Source organism: Streptosporangium lutulentum (genome assembly GCF_030811455.1).
Taxonomy (GTDB): domain Bacteria; phylum Actinomycetota; class Actinomycetes; order Streptosporangiales; family Streptosporangiaceae; genus Streptosporangium; species Streptosporangium lutulentum.
Genome location: NZ_JAUSQU010000001.1, coordinates 1207693 through 1224051, shown reverse-complemented (window position 1 = coordinate 1224051; position 16359 = coordinate 1207693). Strand labels below are relative to the sequence as shown.

Sequence of the window (16359 nt, the reverse complement as noted above, 5' to 3'; positions counted from 1 at the left end):
CCGGAAGGCGGGATCAGCGGAGTTTGGGGTCCAGGGCGTCGCGGACGACGTCGCCCAGCAGCAGGAAGCTGAGCACCGTCGCGGTGAGGAACAGCGACGGGAAGACGAGCAGGTGGGGGTGCTCGGCGAAGAACACCTGGGCCGTGTTGAGCTGCAGGCCCCAGGAGACCTCGGGATACTGCAGGCCCACGCCCAGGTAGTCGAGGGTCGCCTCACCGGCGATGACGTTGCCCACGTTGAGCATGGCCACCACGAAGACCGGGGCGATCGCGTTGGGCAGGATGTGCTTGAACATGATCCGCCGGTCGCCCGCGCCGAGCATCCGGGCGGCGGCCACGAAGTCCATGTCGCGGACCGCGATCACCTGGGCGCGCATGAGACGGGTCATCGTGGTCCAGCCCAGCACGACCAGCACCAGGGTCATCGCCCAGATGCCGTGGTCGGGGAAGGCGACCAGGAGGACGGTCGCGCCCAGGACGAAGGGAATGCCGAAGAACACGTCGGTGAGCCGGGAGATGAGGGCGTCCAGCACGCCGCCGTAGTAACCGGCGAGCAGGCCGAGCACGATCGAGATGAGCAGCGCGAAGGCCGTCACCGCTATACCGATCATGACGGAGGCGCGGGTGCCGTGCACGATCTGCGACCAGTACTCGCACCCCTGCAGGTCGTAGCCGAACACGGCCGCGTCGGCGGGACCCTTCTTCGACATGCGCAGGTTGCAGCCCTCGTTCGGGCCGAAGCCCGTGAACAGGCCGGGAAAGAGGGCCATCGCGACGGCGATCACGAGGATCACCGCCGAGAGCCAGAAGATCACCCGGCCGCGCAGTTCCAGCCAGGCGTCGTACCAGAGCGATCCCGGCTTCATCCGGTCCGCCCCGGTCTCCGCGATCTGGGCCTCAAGCACGGCGGATCCTCGGGTCGAGCACGCCGTACAGGAGGTCGACGAGCAGGTTGACCACGATGAAGACCATCACGAGCATGGTGACGATGCCGACGACGACGGGACCCTCCTGGAGCTGGATGGACTGGAAGACCTGCTGGCCGATGCCCGGCAGGTTGAAGATGCCCTCGGTGACGACCGCTCCGGCCATCAGGTTGCCGAAGTCCACGCCGAGGAAGGTGACCACGGGGATCAGTGAGTTGCGCAGCGCGTGCCTGCCGATCACCCGTCTTCGGCGCAGTCCCTTGGCGCGCGCCGTACGGACGTAGTCGGCCCGGATGTTCTCGATCAGGCTGGTGCGGGTCAGCCTCGCCACGTAGGCCAGGCCGAACGAGCCGAGCACCATGCCGGGCAGCAGGTAGCTGACCGGCCACCCCTCGTCCACTCCCGCGGTCGGGAACAGCGAGAGGTTCAGTCCCAGCAGGATCTGCGCGGTGTAGCCGACGACGAAGACCGGGACGGCGATGACGAACGTGGTCCCGGCCAGCACCGCCGTGTCGGCGATCCCGCCCCGGCGCAGTCCCGCGATCACGCCGAGGCCGATACCGACCACGAGCTCGAAGATCCAGGCGGTGACGGCGAGCTGTGCGGTCACCGCCCACCGGCCCTGGAGGAGCTCGCTCACCGGCTGCCCGGTGAAGGTCTGCCCCAGGTCGCCCTGGACGGCGTTCAGCATGTAGAGGCCGTACTGGACGATCAGCGGGTCGTTGAGGTGGTAGCGCTCCCGGAGCGTGTGGAGGACCTCGTCGGGCAGGGGCTTGTCCCCGGCCAGGGCGACGATCGGATCGCCGGGCAGGGCGAAGACCATCGCGTAGATCAGGAACGTGGTGGCGAAGAAGACCGGGACGGCCTGGGCCAGCCGCTGGATCGCGTATCTCACGATCCCGCCTCACCGGCAGACCCCGGGGCGGGACGCCCCGGGGTCGTGAGTGCCTCGTGGATCAACTACTTCACCGTGATCAGGTCGAGGTTCGGGCTGTAGGCGTCGATCTGGACGCCGGTGATCCTGTCGGAGTATCCGCCCTGGTCCTGCCAGTTCCACAGCGGGGCCATCGGCATCTCGCGCAGCGCCACGTCCTCGGCCTGCTGGTAGAGCGGGATGCTGGCCTCCATGCCGGCCGCGGAGTTGGCCTGGCTGATCAGGTCGTTGAACTTCTTGCTCTCCCAGCCCATCCGGTTGCCCTCGCCCCACATCGACTGCAGGTAGTTCTGCGGGCTCGGGTAGTCCATCACCCAGTTGTTGCGGTACGGCCCGTCCTGCTTGTGGGCGCGGAGCGTGGACAGGTAGTCGGCCGCCGGGACCTTGCGGAACTGGATGTCGGCGATGCCGAGGTTGTCCTTGAGCTGGTTGGCCACCGCGGTCATCCACTGCTCGTAGCTGGGGTCGGCGTTGGAGAAGTAGAGGTTCATCGTGCCGCTGAACCCGCCGGCCGCCTCGAACAACGCCTTGGCCTTGGCCACGTCGTAGACGCAGGCCTCGCCGCAGGCGCCCTCCCGGTAGCCCGGTACCAGCGGCGCCACCAGCGAGCTCATCGGCTTGAAGGTGCCGTTGAACACGGCGTCCACGATCGCCTGCCGGTCGATGGCCATCGAGATGGCCTTGCGCAGGTCGGCGCTGGCGAAGCGCTTGTCGTAGACCGGGAAGCCCAGGTAGTCCATGGTCCCGCTGGGCGTGGCCACGAACCTGTCGCCGAGCAGTGTCTTGGCCTCGGACACGCTCGCCGGCGGGATCGTCTGGATCAGGTCCACCTTGCCGGCCCGCAGGTCCACGTAGGCGGTGTCGCGGCTCTCATAGATCTTGAAGTTGATCGAGTCGGACTTGGCGGGGCGAGGCCCGGTGTAGCCCTCGAACCTCTTCACCTTGATCTGCCGGTTGCGCACCCACTCGCCGTCCAGGGCGAACGGGCCGTTGCCGATCGGCTTGACGTCGTAGGCCGCCAGGTCGGCGAAGGCCGCCTTGGGCATCGGGGCGAACCCGGTGTAGGCCAGTGTGATCGGGAATTGGCTGAACGGCGCGGTCAGCGTCACCTGAAGGGTGTTGGGGTCCACGACCTTGAGCCCGCTCAGCTTGTCGACGGTGGGCTTGGGGGCCTCCTCGGAGCCCTCGGGGGCCTCCGGGTTCAGCGCGTCGTAGCCCTCGACGTTCTCGAAGTAGTAGTTGTTGGTCCACGCGTTGGGACCGTAGGCCGCGGCGTTCCACGCGTCGGCGAAGCTCTCGGCGGTCACCGGCTCGCCGTTGTGGAACTTCTGCCCCGGCTTGATCTTGATCGTCCAGACCTTCTGGTCCTCGCTGGTCACCGACTCGGCGGCCCGCATCTGCGGCTGTCCCTTCGCGTCGATGACGACGGGGAGGTCGAACAGCGCCTGCAGAACGGTGATCGAGTAGCTGCTGGAGGTGTTTCCGGGGGTCAGGTGGTCCGGTTCGGTCAGCGCGACCGAGAACTCCTTGGCGCCCTGCTGCCCGCCCTGAGCCGCCGGCGTCTCTGATCCGCCGCACGCACTCACCACGAGCACCGTCGCCACCAGGACGGCGAGTCCTCGTGTTCTCGTCAAGACCGTCACGTGTTCCTCCCGGGGGGTGTTGCCGGAGAGGGTAAAGATGCCGATAACCCGTGACATCGGAGAGTTTACGTATTCCCTCCGCCGAAGGTTTGCGGCACGCTGGTCATGGAGGAGTCCATGGACCAGATCACCCTGAGCCCGCGCCACCTCCACGCGTTCACCGAGGTGGGTTTTCACATCGCCGGGCGTAGTGGCACGCACGGCGCGATGCGCGCGTTACGCGAGATCATCGCGTTGGAGGCCTACGAGTTCGTCGCCTACGACCCGGCGACCGAGCGGCACCGCAGCCTGCTCTCGGACGGCTACGCACGGGTCGACGGGGACGCCGCCGAGGAGTACGTCCGGCTCGACCCCTATCGCCGGGCCATGGACACGCGTGAGCCGCTGGTCATGGGCACTCCCGGCACCGAGCTCTACTTCCGGCGCCATCTGGAGCCGTACGGCTGGCGGGCCGGGCTGACCACTCCCCTGTTCCTGGCCGAGGGCCGCTACACCGGCCTGCTCCATCTGAACGCCCGCGACCCCGAGGCCTTCGCGGGCCAGGCGGGCACGCTGATCAGCGCGGTCTCTCCCACCCTGGCCCACGTCACCGACCTGAGCCGCTGCCTGATCGACCCCGGCGGCCTGCCGCCGGGGTTCCGCGTGGTGGCCTTCGACCGCGGCGGCACCCGCAGGGACATCGCAGGCGTCCAGCCCTCGGAGGCCGTCGCCACCGAGCCGGCCATGGCGGAGCTGGCCAGGGAGTTCATCGACTCCCGCGAGCTCAACCGGCGCGGGCTCTGGCAGGACGGGACCGGACTGTGGCACGAGGTGCGGCTGCTGCGCGCCGGCGTGGGACCGCACGGCGCCCTCCAGGGCGCGGTGATCGCCGAACGCCCGTGCGCCCTGCCGTACGAGCTGACCACCAGGGAGATCGATGTGATCACCCATGTCGCGCTCGGCGACTCCAACCCGCAGATCGCGGCGGCACTGGTGCTGAGCGTCCGTACGGTCACCACGCACCTGGAGCACATCTTCGCCAAGCTCGGCTGCGAGAGCCGGACCCGGCTCACCACCAAGGCCCTCGCCGAAGGTCTGTGCCGGCTGCTCATCTGATCCGGTCGCTCGTCCGAGGTCCGGCGGCCGGTGCCCGGCGGGTTCGGCCGGCCGGCGAACGACGAGCCGGAGCGGACGGTGTTCAACCGACGCCGGCCAGCGTCTTGCGTACGGTGGCCAGCTCCATCACGAGCTCGAACCAGACCTTGTTGGAGCCCGCCTCCCTGACCAGGCCCCAGCGATGCGCCAGCGCCTCCAGCAGGGGCAGGCCGCGGCCCCCCGTCCCGTCGGCCGACTCGCGGCACACGCAGGGGGCGGCCGACGAGCCCTCGTCCTGGACGCAGACCCGCACCCCCTCAGCCGAGTAGGCGACCGTGACGGTGAACGCCCCGCCGTCCCCCGACCGGGAGTGGATCACCGCGTTCGTGGCGATCTCGCTGGTGAGCAGGACACAGTCGTCATGAAGAGGGTGATCCCGCCCCAGGGACATCGAGACCAGGCGGCGGGCCCTCGCCACCTGGTCGGGGGAACCCTCCAAGCGGATAACCCATTCGCTTCCGTCATACTCCGACGAGTCCATACGTCCCCTCCGATACTGTTCACGCCTTTGGAAGACGCGGAGCCCCAGAAGGTAGATGTCTCAGAAAAGTAGGAGTTCGATCACTTACCGGATAGACAGGTCGAGCTTGCCAGAAGGGCCTTCACCTGCGTGCTCGCACCTGTCGCCCCATGCGGTCACACCTGTCACTGAGCACCTGCAGCGTGGAGGTCCCGTCCTTCAAGGCGGGAAGGAAACGCAGAACGGTCACCCATAGTGGTCTCCCGATTTCTGTCGGTGGGAATCGGTAGGTTGCTCGATGTGTCCCGCTACCGGCTGCACCCCTCACCCGCCCAGCAGGCGGCGCTGCTGGAGCACTGCGGGCACGCCCGGTATGTGTGGAACCTGGCCGTGGAACAGCACGCCCACTGGCGGCCCGGACGCGCGCCGACGCCCAGATTCGCCGAGCAGTGCCGCCAACTCACCGAGGCCCGCGCCGCCTGCGAGTGGCTGGCGGCCGGGTCGATCATCGTTCAGCAGCAGGCGCTGAAGGACTTCCACCAGGCCATGGCGAACTTCTTCGGCCAAACCCACCGGCGGCCGAGGTGGCGTCGGCGCGGTCGAAGCGAGGGGTTTCGGATCGTCGCGGTCAAACCAGGTGACGTGCGCCGCCTGTCGCGCAAAGTCGGCCAGGTGCGCATCCCCAAAGTGGGATGGGTACGGTTCCGCTGGTCCCGCCCCATGGGGGAAGCCAAGTCGTTTCGCGTCACCCGGGATGCGGCGGGCCGCTGGCACGTGGCGTTCGCGATCATCCCTGAGCCGATTCCCGCCCCGGGGACCGGTGCGGCCGTCGGCGTGGATCGGGGCGTCGTGGTGTCGGCCGCGTTGTCCACCGGTGAGCCGCTGACCGTTCCCACCTTAAGTCCAGGGCAGAAGAAGCGGCTGCTGCGGTTGCAGCGCGCCCTGGCAAGGGCCAAGCCCGGGTCCAAGCGCCGCGCCAAGGTCAAGGCCGCCATCGCCCGGTTGAAGGCCCGGGAGGGTGATCGGCGCAAGGAGTGGGTGGAGCAGACCAGCACCGATCTGGCCCGCCGCTTCGACGTGATCGGCATCGAGGACCTGAAGATCTCCGCGATGACCCGGTCGGCGAAAGGCAGCATCACGGCGCCGGGCCGGAACGTGCGCCAGAAGGCGGGATTGAACCGGGGCATTCTGGCCAACGGCTGGGGCCATCTGGCGACCCGGCTGGAGCACAAGGCCCCGGGCCGCCTGTGGAAGATTGATCCGCGGTATACGTCGCAGACCTGTAACGCCTGCAAGCACCTCGCCCGGGAGAGTCGCAAGAGCCAAGCGCTCTTCTCGTGCGTGGCGTGCGGGCATCGGGACCACGCCGACGTCAACGCGGCGAAGAACCTCCGAGATACCGCCGCGGGGCACGCGGTGGCTGCGCGGGGAGGCCCGCCGTTGGGCGGGCCGGTGAACCGCGAACCTCAACGCGACCTTCTCCTGGTGGGGTAGGTGCCGTTGGAATCCTCTGCCTGAAAGGCAGAGGAGGATGTCAAACCCGGTGCCAGCGGGCCTCGAAGAAACAGTAGACCGCGAACAGCAGCAGGCCGATCGCGACGACCCCGAGCAGCCACGGCCCGGCCGGGGTGTCGGCCAGCGAGCGCAGTGTCGAGTCGATGCCCTTGGCCTTGTCGGGGTCGTAGGTGATCGCCGCCTGGACGACGAAGACACCGGCGACCGCGGCGATCACACCGCGGGCGAGGTAACCGGCCATGCCCAGCTTCTCGGCGAGCTGACGCGCCTTCGGCGGCATCTCACCGGTGCGCAGGTCCTGGAGGAACTTCTTCTTCCAGCCCTTGTGAATCCAGTAGGCCCCCAGGGCGATCAGCCCGAGCCCGATCAGGCCCACGAGGAACTGCCCGGCGGGCAGGTCCATGAGCTTGCCGGTGAGGTCCTTCGACTGCTCGTCGGTCGAGCCGCCCGAGTCGCCGCTCAGCAGCATGCCGAGCAGCGCGGCCACGATCAGCCCGTAGACCACCGCGCGTGACGCCGACTCGACCCTGTCCTTGGTCTGACCTCGGCCGATGATCGCCTCCGACAACTGCCAGAGGGTCAGCGCGATGAAGCCGACGACCATCAGCCAGAGCAGCACGGTGCCGAACGGCTGCTCGGCCACCATCTCGATCGCGCCGGTCTTGTCGGCCTCCTTGCCGCCGCTCCCGCCGCCGAAGGCGATCTGCAGGGCCAGGAACCCGATCAGCCCGTAGAGGACACCGCGGCACCCCATGCCGAGTCTGGCAAGCCTGTCCAATGTCTGACTGTTCGCCGCTCTGCGCGCGGCGCCTTCCACCTGAGCGCTGTTCATAACAATGCGCTCTTACCGCCTAATGGGCAGGTAAACCTCGGTGCGCCGTCATCGCCCGGTGCGCGGGCGATGGCCGCTCTTCCCATGCCGCCTCGTTCCGGGGCATCGTCCGGCTTTCGAACCCTGGACAACTTTCCGACATAAGGAACATTTCAGACATAAGGTATTTAAGTGCTGTTTGCCCGTTTAAGGCGTTATTCAACTTATATATATCGGTCGATTTCTCGAACGGCCATCAGTTCTCGGGCATCGCGTCCAGCCGCCGCAGGATGACGCCCTCCCGCAGCGCCCACGGGCACACCTCCAGCTGTGCGACCCCGAACAGGTCCATCGTGGCGTCGGCGACTATCGCTCCGGCCGGCAGCTGCGGCGCCCGTCCCTCCGACACTCCGGGCAGCCCCGCCCGCTCCCGCACCCCCATCTTGGCCAGCCGGTCGGTCCATCCGATCAGATCGGCGTGCCTGAGCACCCGGCGGACGTACGGCCCCTCATGCGAGGGGGCTGCCCCGGCGATCCTCGCGAGCTGCCTGAACGTCTTCGACGTCGCCACCGCGTGATCGGCCTGGCCGTACCGCGCCACGTTCCCCACCGAGCGGGCGATCTCCGCCCGCACGTGCCTGCGCAGCGCCCGCGCCTCGTCGGCCGGGGGCGGGTCGGCGCTGAAACAGTCGCGGGTGAGCCGGCCGGCCCCCAGCGGCAACGACACCGCCACGTCGGGCTGCTCGTCCATCCCCGACGCGATCTCCAGCGACCCCCCGCCGATGTCCAGCACCAGCAGCCGCCCGGACGACCACCCGAACCATCTCCGCACGGCCAGGAACGTCAGCCTCGCCTCGTCCTGGCCCGACAGGACCTGGATGTCCACCTGCGTGTCGGCCTTGATCTGCGCGAGCACCTCCTCGCCGTTGACGGCCTCCCGGACCGCCGAGGTCGCGAAGGCCATGAGATCCTCGACGCCCTTGTCCTCGGCGAGCCGCAGCGCCTCCTCGACGAACTCCCGCAACCGCGTCGCCCCCCGCTCGGAGAGGCGGTTGCCGTCCTCCATGTGCTCGGCGAGCCGCAGGTCGACCTTGTGCGAGTACGCGGGCAGCGGCCGAGCCCCACGATGCGCGTCCATCACCAGCAGATGAACCGTGTTTGAACCAATGTCGAGAACGCCCAGTCGCATGGGATGAAGTTACTACTCTCCGATGGCCTGTCCGCCCGGGGTACGGCGATGAACGCTGACCGCGTAACCGCCGCCGTCGTAGGCGGCGCCGTCCCAGGTCGCCAGGCGTCGCTCCAGGGCCAGCCCGGACGCCCGGCACCAGGCGTCGTAGTCCGCCAGCGCGACCGTGGCGGAGGCGAGCGGAAGGTGCGCCGCGTCCAGCCCGAACCCGCTCACCAGCAGTCCGCCCGGCCGCAGCAGCGCCGCGAGCCCGGCGACGGCCCGCGCCTCGGTCTCCGGGGCGAGCAGGGGGATGACATTGCCCGCGGCGACGACCATGTCGAAGGAGCCGGCGCCCACCAGGGCGGACAGGTCACTCAGGTCGGCCAGGATCCAGGTCAGATCCGGCGCGGCCCGCCTGGCGACCTCCAGCATGGACTCGTCGAGATCGACGCCCACGCAGTCGTATCCCAGCTCGGCCAGCCGGATCGCCACCCGCCCGGTGCCGCACCCGGCGTCCAGCACCCGCGCGCCCGGCGGCAGCAGCTCCGCGCACAGCCGCGCCTCGCCGTGCATGTCCGCCCCCGACTCGGCGAGCTCGGCGAACCGCGCCGCGTACCGCTCCCCCGCGTCGTCTCCCGCGATGTCCGCCCAGCGGCTCCTCGACTCACTCATCGCACCAGAATCCCACCCCGCCCGGCCACTCCGGCACCGAGGTCCGGGCCGACTCACCCACGACCCCGGGATCCGGCTTCCACCGGGTGGTGAAAGATAGCGTCATCGGTGTCGTCGATCCGCGACCGGCCGCTTCCAAGGAGAGATCTCGTGACCCTCATGCGTGCGATCAGCCAGGACACCTTCGGCGGGCCGGAGGTGCTTCGCCTGGTCCAGGTCGAGCGCCCGGAGCCGCTGCCCACCGAGGTGCTGGTACGAGTCGTCTCCGCGGGAGTGAACCCGGTGGACGTCAAGACCAGGTCGGGCTCGGGCATGGCCGGGGTTCTGGGGGATCCGCCCTTCATCCTCGGCTGGGACGTCTCCGGCGTCGTCGAGGAGGTCGGTTTCGGGGTGCACACCCTCAAGGCGGGAGACGAGGTGTACGGCATGCCGTGGTTCCCCCGGCAGGCCGGTGCCTACGCCGAGTTCGTGACCGCCCCCTCCCGGCAGTTCGCCCGCAAGCCGCGCTCCCTGGGACACGACGAGGCCGCCGCCATGCCGCTGGCCGTGCTGACCGCCTGGCAGAGCCTGGTGGACGCCGCGGACGTCCAGCCCGGCCAGCGCGTCCTCATCCACGCCGCCGCGGGCGGCGTCGGGCACTTCGCCGTCCAGCTGGCCAAGCACCTCGGCGCGCACGTGATCGGCACCGCCCGCGCCGCCAAGCACGCCTGGCTGCGCGAACTGGGGGCCGACGAGCTCGTCGACTACACCACCACCCGCTTCGAGGACGCGGTGCGCGACGTGGACGTGGTCATCGACCTGGTGGGCGACGGGCACGACGCGACGAGCACCCGCTCCCTCGACGTCCTCCGCCCCGGTGGGCTGCTCGTCCCGGTGCCCTCCGGCGCCTCCCCCGACCTGCTGCGCGACGCCGAGGCCCGGGGCCTTCGCGCCGAGCCCTTCCTGGTGGAGCCCGACGGCGCCGCGCTGACCCACCTCGCCCGGATGGTCGACGACGGGCGGCTCGCCGTCGGGGTCGAGGAGGTGCTCCCGCTTGAGGAGGCCGCCAAGGCCCACGAACGGCTCGCCGAGGGCCGCACCAGGGGAAAGCTCGTCCTGCGGGTCTCCTCCCCTACGAGGTGATCGGGGCGCCGGTCACCTCCGCGTTCCCGGCACGGAGGTGACCGGGGCGGGGCCGGGCGTCAGGGATTGACGTACTGCTCGGCGTACGCCGAGGTGGGCTCGATGGGTGTGATCACGTCGATCAGGACCCCGTTGGGATCGGCCACGATGAAGTGCCGCTGCCCGAAGTCCTCGCTGCGCAGCTCCAGTTCGGCCCGCAGCCCCTCGCGGACGACGAGCCGCTCCCACTCCGCGTCCACGTCCTCCACCTCGAGGTTGAGCAGCAGTCCCCGCACGGGAGTGCGGTACGCCTCGGGCAGCGTCGGGTGGCTGTAGTCGAGCAGGGCGAGCTCGTACTGCGGCGTCCCCGGCCGCCGCAGGCTCACGTACCAGTCGGCCTCGAACGTCGGCTCGAACCCCAGCAGCCCGGTGTAGAAGTCTCGGGACTCCTGAAGCTTTGAGGTGCAGACAACCGGATAGAAGCTGGTCAGTTTCATGCGAACTCCTTCACATACCGTCGGTATGTGAAGGTAATGTATTGACGTACCACCGGTATGTCAAAGGACGGGAGCACGATGCCGAAGGACGGCAGGGCCCGGCAGAGGGAGCAGACCCGGCAGGCCCTCCTGCGCGAGGGCAGGCGCCTGTTCGCGAGCCTGGGCTACGGCGCGGTGGGCCTGTCGGAGATCGTCCGCGCCGCGGGGGTCACCAAGGGCGCTCTCTACCACCACTTCGAGAGCAAGGCGGCCCTGTTCCGCGCCGTGCTGGAGGAGGTGCAGCAGCAGGTCGCCCGGACGGTGGCCGCGACCGCCGATGCCCACGACGATTCGTGGACGCGGTTCACCGCCGGCTGCCAGGCGTTCCTCACCGCCGGCACCGACCCGGACGTCCAGCAGATCATGCTCGTCGACGGCCCCGCCGTACTGGGCTGGAACGAGTGGCGCGCGCTGGACGAGGCCGCCTCGGCCCGCCACCTGGCCGAGGCGCTCACCGCCCTGATCGAGGAGGGGACGATCGCCCCGCAGCCGGTCGCGCCGCTGACCCACCTGCTGTCGGGCGCGATGAACGAGGCGGCACTGTGGCTGGCGGGATCGGCGAACCCCGGGGACCTGGACGACGCCCGGGCCGCCCTGTCCCGGATGCTGGAGGCGCTGCGCGCCGGATGAGTCCGCCGCGCGCCGGCTTCGCACGGGCCGACGGCGCGCCACCACGAGCGGGGTTAGCCTGGAACGGTGAGCATCACCTCCGGCAGGCACACACTGGGACCGGGGTCCGGCCGGCTCCTCGTCCACACGACCCGTAGCGGGCTGGGCGCGAAGGCCGGTCACGACCTCACCATCGAGGCCACCCGCTGGCACGGCGAGGCCACGGTCGATCTCGCCGACCCGGCCGGATCCTCGGTGACCGTCGACGTCGACGCCGGCTCCTTCGAGGTTCGTGAGGGAACCGGCGGCATCAGGCCGCTCACCGGCTCCGACCGCGAAGAGATCGAGAAGAACCTCCGGAGGAAGGTCCTTCACACCGAGCGCCATCCGACGATCACGTTCCGGTCGGCCCGGGTCGACGGGACCGCGGAGGCGTTCCGCGTCGAAGGCGATCTCACCATCGTCGGCGTCACCCGGCCCGTCACGCTGCGGGGCTCGCTGGCCGAGGGCCATGCGCGCGGCTCGGCGTCCATCGTGCAGACCCACTGGGGGATCCAGCCCTACTCGGCGTTCTTCGGCGCGCTCAAGCTCGGCGACGAGGTCGAGGTGCGGTTCGACCTCGATCTCACCCCGAAGTCACCGTCGCCCTCCGCGTAGCGCGCGGCCCGGGCGTCCTGCCGAGGCGGGACACGCCCCGCCGCGCACGGGTCGATTGCTCATCTGCCTGACATCAACGGGATACTCTCCTATCAACTCGTCGTCATGAGCGGCTGTCAAGTTCGAACCATAGGCCCCCTCCCGAAACAGAGGAGACCAATGTTCCGACGACTCGGCCTCATCATCACGACCACGCTGGCGGCCCTGACGGTGTTCGCCTCCACGGCGGTCGCCGCACCGCCGCCGTCGATCACCAACGTCGCCCACCGTGGCGCCTCCGCGTACGCGCCGGAGAACACCGTCGCGGCCTTCAATCTGGCGCGGGAACAGCGCGCCGACGTGTTCGAGCTCGACGTCCAGGAGACGAAGGACCACAAGCTGGTCCTGATGCACGACACGACGCTGGCCCGCACCACCGACGTCGAGGGGGTCTTCCCCGGTCGCGCCCCCTGGAGGGTCGGTGACCTCACGCTGGCGGAAATCCGGAAACTGGACGCGGGCTCGTGGTTCTCCCCGGAGTACAAAGGTGAGCGGGTGCCCACCTTCCAAGAGGCGCTGCGCGCGATGAGCGCGAGCCCGCTCGGCCTGCTCCTGGAGGTCAAGGCGCCGCAACTCTACCCGGGCGTCGAGGCCCGTATCGCCGACGAACTACGGCGCAACCCCTCGTGGCTGCGTCCCGGCCGACTCACCGTGCAGTCGTTCGACTGGGACTCGATGCGAACGTTCCACCAGGACCTGCCCCAGGTTCCGATCGGCCTGCTCGGCACGCCGACGACCGCGGAACTCCCGGAACTCGCGGAATTCGCCGACCACGTCAACCCGCCCTACAACGATCTCACCCCGGAGTACGTCCAGCGCGTCCACGAGCTTCACATGAAGATCTTCACCTGGACCGTGGACGCCCCGGAGATCATGCGCCGCCTGATCTCCTACGGGGTGGACGGCATCATCACCAACAAACCCGACGTGCTGCGCAAGATCACCTCAGCCTTGAGGCAGCGCGCCGCCTGACCGGCCGTCACCGCTCCGGGCGGGAGCGGTGACGGCCGGTCAGGGCAGCAGCTCCCGCCGGATCGCCCGCATCGCCTGCTCGCGAGCCCATCCGGAGTCGCAGCCGGGCAGCCCGAGGAGCACGTCGTGCGCGAGGCTGTCCATGATCCGGCACATTCGCAGCGCGTGGTCCTCCGGATCGTCCACCGGCCGGAACGCTCCCTCCCCCACCCCCTGGGCCACGATGCGGGCCAGCTCCCGCACCCAGGTGCCGACGAACCCGGCGATCCTGGCCAGCGTCTCCTCGTCCTGCGGCGGGCGGGCGACGACCTGGGCCCACAGCCGCCAGCGGACGTCGCCCGCGCCGGTGGGCAGGTACAGCTCCACCAGGCGGCCGACCGCCTCGCGCGGGTCGGCCACGGCCGCGAGCTCGGCGGTCCGGCGCTCGGCCAGCTCGTCCTCGCTGAGCAGCAGCGTCGAGACGAGGATCCGGTCGCGCTTGCCGAAGTAGTACATGACATGACCGCTGCTCATCCCGGCCCGTTCGGCGATGTCGCGCACGCGCAGCCGGTCGGGCCCCACCTCGTCGATCGCCAGCAGCGCCGCCCGCAGCACGTGGGCTCGCACGTCGGGGCGCTCCAGCTTCACCGTCATGCCCCATACCGTACCCGTTTAGAATGCTACTCTAACTTTGAAAATCGTTCTAAAAGGGGGGTGTCCATGCGGCTGACACCTACGGAGCGCGACCGGCTGCTGCTGTTCACCGCGGCCGAGCTGGCCCGCGCCCGGAGCGCGCGGGGACTGCGCCTGAACGTGCCGGAGGCCACCGCCCTGATCGCCGACACGGTCTGCGAGGCCGCCCGCGACGGGGCCAGGCTGGCCGAGGCGATCGCGGCGGGCCGGAGCGTGCTCGGCCCCGGCGACGTGCTGCCCGGGGTGGCCGACATCGTCACCGAGGTGATGGTCGAGGCGGTCTTCGACGACGGCACCCGGCTGGCGATCGTCACCGAGCCGTTCGGCGGCGGATCGCTCGGAGACCTGGCCCCCGGCGCGGTGATCGAGACGACGCGGCCCGCGGATCGGGAGCGGGAGCGGGCGACGCGGCTCGCGGCGGAGGAGGACACGATCGAGGTGAAGGTGCGCAACACGGCGACCGTGCCGATCAGCGTCACCTCGCACTTCCACTTCTTCGAGACGAACCCCCGGCTGCTCTTCGACCGGGCCCTGGGCTACGGGCGCCGCCTGGCCGTTCCCGCGGGTTCCACCCTGCGCTTCGATCCGGGCGAGAGTCGCGTCGCCCGGCTGGTCCCGATCGGCGGGGCGCGGGTGGCGATCGGGTTCGCCGGCCTGGTCGACGGCCCGCTGGACGCGCCGGGCGCCTTCGAACGGGCCATGGAGAAGGCCCGGGCCTGCGGCTACCTGGGAAGCGAGCCGGCGGCCCGGACCGCGAGTGCCGACGACCCGGCGGCGGCCGGGCCCGCCGGCGACGACCCGGCGGGTGAGCGGTGAGCGTTCACGGGCCGCGCCGGGGGGATCGGGTCAGGCTCGGCGACTCCGGCCTGGTGGTCGAGGTCGAGCACGACTCCCAGAGGCCGGGAGAGGAGTTCCTCGCCGGGTTCGGCAAGACCGCCAGGGACGGCCTGCATCTGAAGGCCGCCTCCGTCAGAGACACCTGCGACCTGGTGATCAGCAACGCGCTGATCCTCGATCCGATCCTGGGGGTGCGGACCGCGTCGATCGGGATCCGCGAGGGACGCATCCACGCCGTCGGGCGAGCGGGAAACCCCGACACGCTGAACGGCGTGGACGTGGTGGTCGGCACCGGGACGACGATCGTGTCCGGCGAGGGGCTCATCGCCACGGCGGGAGCGATCGACACCCACGTTCACCTGCTCAGCCCGCGCATCATGGAGGCGTCCCTGGCCTCCGGCGTCACCACGATCATCGGCCAGGAGTTCGGGCCGGTCTGGGGCGTCGGGGTGAACTCGCCGTGGGCGCTGCGGCACGCGTTCAACGCCTTCGACGCCTGGCCGGTGAACATCGGGTTCCTGGCACGAGGCTCGTCGTCCCATCCGGCGCCCCTGGTCGAGGCGCTCGTCGAGGGCGGTGCGAGCGGCTTCAAGGTGCACGAGGACATGGGCGCGCACACCCGCGCGCTGGACACCGCGCTGCGGGTGGCCGAGGAGCACGACGTGCAGGTCGCGCTGCACACCGACGGCCTGAACGAGTGCCTGTCGGTGGAGGACACCCTCGCGGTCCTCGGGGGCAGGACGATCCACGCCTTCCACATCGAAGGCTGCGGCGGCGGGCACGTGCCGGACGTGCTCAGGCTGGCCGGCGTGGCCAACGTCATCGGCTCCTCCACCAACCCGACGCTGCCCTTCGGCCGGGACGCCGTCGCCGAGCACCACGGGATGATCGTCTCGGTGCACGGCCTCGATCCCGGCCTGCCGGGGGACGCCGCGCTGGCCGCGGACCGGATCCGGGCGGGCACGATGGGCGCCGAGGACGTGCTGCACGATCTCGGGGTCATCGGCATCACCTCCTCCGACGCGCAGGGCATGGGCCGGGCGGGCGAGACGGTCCGCCGTACGTTCGCGATGGCCGGGAAGATGAAGGGCGAGCGGGGCGCGCCCGAGGGCCACGACAACGAACGGGTGCTGCGCTACCTGGCCAAGCTGACCGTCAATCCCGCGATCGCGCACGGCCTGTCCCACGAGGTCGGCTCGCTGGAGCCGGGCAAACTGGCCGACATCGTGCTGTGGCGGCCGGACCACTTCGGCGCCAAGCCGCAACTGGTGCTGAAGGCCGGGTTCCCCGCCTACGGTGTGACGGGTGATCCCAACGCCTCCACCGACACCTGCGAGCCGCTGGTGCTGGGCCCGCAGCTCGGCGCGTACGGCGCGACCCCCGCCGATCTGTCGGTAGCCTTCGTCAGCGGGGCCGCCGCGGCCGCGGGCGACGACCACATGACGACCCGCCGGCGCCGCGTCGGCGTGCGCGGGACCCGGGGCATCGGCCCGGCGGACATGGTGCGCAACTCGCGGCTCGGGTCCGTCCAGGTGGACGCGCTCGGCCAGGTCACGCTCGACGGCGACCCCGTCCACTCGGGTCCCGCCGAATCGGTCTCGCTCAACCGCCTGTACTTCCTTTGAGCCCTCCCCCCCACCGTCCGGACCTCGCCCACCCTTCAAAGGATCA

General features: G+C 70.1%; 17 protein-coding genes. 8 read left to right on the top strand and 9 right to left on the bottom strand.

Annotated features, from left to right (window positions below; genetic code table 11):
- Positions 1 to 13 precede the first annotated feature (13 nt).
- The 3 genes from J2853_RS05035 to J2853_RS05025 all read right to left on the bottom strand — a co-directional run bounded on the left by J2853_RS05035 (position 14) and on the right by J2853_RS05025 (position 3502).
- Entirely contained in the window at positions 14 to 904 is an 891-nt protein-coding gene (locus J2853_RS05035) for an ABC transporter permease (protein WP_307555429.1), read from the bottom strand.
- Positions 897 to 1820, bottom strand: a complete 924-nt coding sequence (locus J2853_RS05030) for an ABC transporter permease (RefSeq protein ID WP_307555427.1) — start codon at positions 1818 to 1820, stop codon at positions 897 to 899. The genes J2853_RS05035 and J2853_RS05030 overlap by 8 nt, the downstream gene beginning before the upstream one ends.
- Before the next feature lie 65 nt (positions 1821 to 1885).
- A complete protein-coding gene (locus J2853_RS05025; RefSeq protein ID WP_307555426.1) occupies positions 1886 to 3502 on the bottom strand; it encodes a peptide ABC transporter substrate-binding protein in 1617 nt (538 codons plus the stop codon).
- 117 nt (positions 3503 to 3619) lie between these two features.
- Here J2853_RS05025 and J2853_RS05020 point away from each other — a divergent pair, with 117 nt between their 5' ends.
- Complete coding sequence (locus J2853_RS05020) at positions 3620 to 4597, top strand: helix-turn-helix transcriptional regulator (protein ID WP_307555424.1); 978 nt, start codon at positions 3620 to 3622, stop codon at positions 4595 to 4597.
- A gap of 82 nt (positions 4598 to 4679) precedes the next feature.
- Here the strand turns inward: J2853_RS05020 and J2853_RS05015 are convergent, their stop codons facing one another.
- Complete coding sequence (locus J2853_RS05015) at positions 4680 to 5117, bottom strand: ATP-binding protein (protein ID WP_307555423.1); 438 nt, start codon at positions 5115 to 5117, stop codon at positions 4680 to 4682.
- Positions 5118 to 5396: 279 nt separating this feature from the next.
- Between J2853_RS05015 and J2853_RS05010 the strand changes: the two genes are divergently transcribed.
- On the top strand, positions 5397 to 6590 hold the full coding sequence (locus J2853_RS05010; RefSeq protein WP_307555422.1) for an RNA-guided endonuclease InsQ/TnpB family protein: 1194 nt from the start codon (positions 5397 to 5399) through the stop codon (positions 6588 to 6590).
- 40 nt (positions 6591 to 6630) lie between these two features.
- Here J2853_RS05010 and J2853_RS05005 read toward each other — a convergent pair whose 3' ends face one another.
- From J2853_RS05005 to J2853_RS04995, 3 genes are all read right to left on the bottom strand, one after another.
- The gene (locus J2853_RS05005) at positions 6631 to 7389 is read right to left on the bottom strand and encodes a DUF1206 domain-containing protein (RefSeq protein ID WP_307555420.1); all 759 of its coding nucleotides are present in this window, start codon (positions 7387 to 7389) and stop codon (positions 6631 to 6633) included.
- Between the two features lie 289 nt (positions 7390 to 7678).
- Positions 7679 to 8611 carry a Ppx/GppA family phosphatase gene (locus tag J2853_RS05000; protein ID WP_307555418.1) on the bottom strand — a complete coding sequence of 311 codons (933 nt, stop codon included), beginning with the start codon at positions 8609 to 8611 and terminating at the stop codon, positions 7679 to 7681.
- A gap of 12 nt (positions 8612 to 8623) precedes the next feature.
- Positions 8624 to 9265, bottom strand: a complete 642-nt coding sequence (locus J2853_RS04995) for a class I SAM-dependent methyltransferase (RefSeq protein WP_307555417.1) — start codon at positions 9263 to 9265, stop codon at positions 8624 to 8626.
- Between the two features lie 159 nt (positions 9266 to 9424).
- Here J2853_RS04995 and J2853_RS04990 point away from each other — a divergent pair, with 159 nt between their 5' ends.
- Positions 9425 to 10387, top strand: coding sequence for an NADP-dependent oxidoreductase (locus J2853_RS04990; RefSeq protein WP_307568604.1), 963 nt, complete (start codon positions 9425 to 9427; stop codon positions 10385 to 10387).
- A gap of 59 nt (positions 10388 to 10446) precedes the next feature.
- Here J2853_RS04990 and J2853_RS04985 read toward each other — a convergent pair whose 3' ends face one another.
- A complete protein-coding gene (locus J2853_RS04985; RefSeq protein ID WP_307555415.1) occupies positions 10447 to 10863 on the bottom strand; it encodes a VOC family protein in 417 nt (138 codons plus the stop codon).
- 78 nt (positions 10864 to 10941) lie between these two features.
- On the opposite strand from J2853_RS04985, the gene J2853_RS04980 reads away from it, so the two are divergent.
- From J2853_RS04980 to J2853_RS04970, 3 genes are all read left to right on the top strand, one after another.
- The gene (locus tag J2853_RS04980; protein ID WP_307555413.1) at positions 10942 to 11532 is read left to right on the top strand and encodes a TetR/AcrR family transcriptional regulator; all 591 of its coding nucleotides are present in this window, start codon (positions 10942 to 10944) and stop codon (positions 11530 to 11532) included.
- 66 nt (positions 11533 to 11598) lie between these two features.
- Positions 11599 to 12168 (top strand): YceI family protein, encoded by a 570-nt coding sequence (locus J2853_RS04975; protein ID WP_307555411.1) that lies wholly within the window; start codon positions 11599 to 11601, stop codon positions 12166 to 12168.
- Positions 12169 to 12327: 159 nt separating this feature from the next.
- Positions 12328 to 13179: a glycerophosphodiester phosphodiesterase gene (locus J2853_RS04970; protein WP_307555409.1), complete on the top strand. Its 852-nt coding sequence runs from the start codon at positions 12328 to 12330 to the stop codon at positions 13177 to 13179.
- 39 nt (positions 13180 to 13218) lie between these two features.
- Here the strand turns inward: J2853_RS04970 and J2853_RS04965 are convergent, their stop codons facing one another.
- Positions 13219 to 13812 carry a TetR/AcrR family transcriptional regulator gene (locus tag J2853_RS04965; protein ID WP_307555407.1) on the bottom strand — a complete coding sequence of 198 codons (594 nt, stop codon included), beginning with the start codon at positions 13810 to 13812 and terminating at the stop codon, positions 13219 to 13221.
- Between the two features lie 66 nt (positions 13813 to 13878).
- Here J2853_RS04965 and ureA point away from each other — a divergent pair, with 66 nt between their 5' ends.
- Positions 13879 to 14667: an urease subunit gamma gene (gene ureA, locus J2853_RS04960; protein ID WP_307555405.1), complete on the top strand. Its 789-nt coding sequence runs from the start codon at positions 13879 to 13881 to the stop codon at positions 14665 to 14667.
- Positions 14664 to 16313, top strand: a complete 1650-nt coding sequence (locus J2853_RS04955; RefSeq protein ID WP_307555403.1) for an urease subunit alpha — start codon at positions 14664 to 14666, stop codon at positions 16311 to 16313. Before ureA ends, J2853_RS04955 begins: the two co-directional genes overlap by 4 nt.
- Positions 16314 to 16359 lie beyond the last annotated feature (46 nt).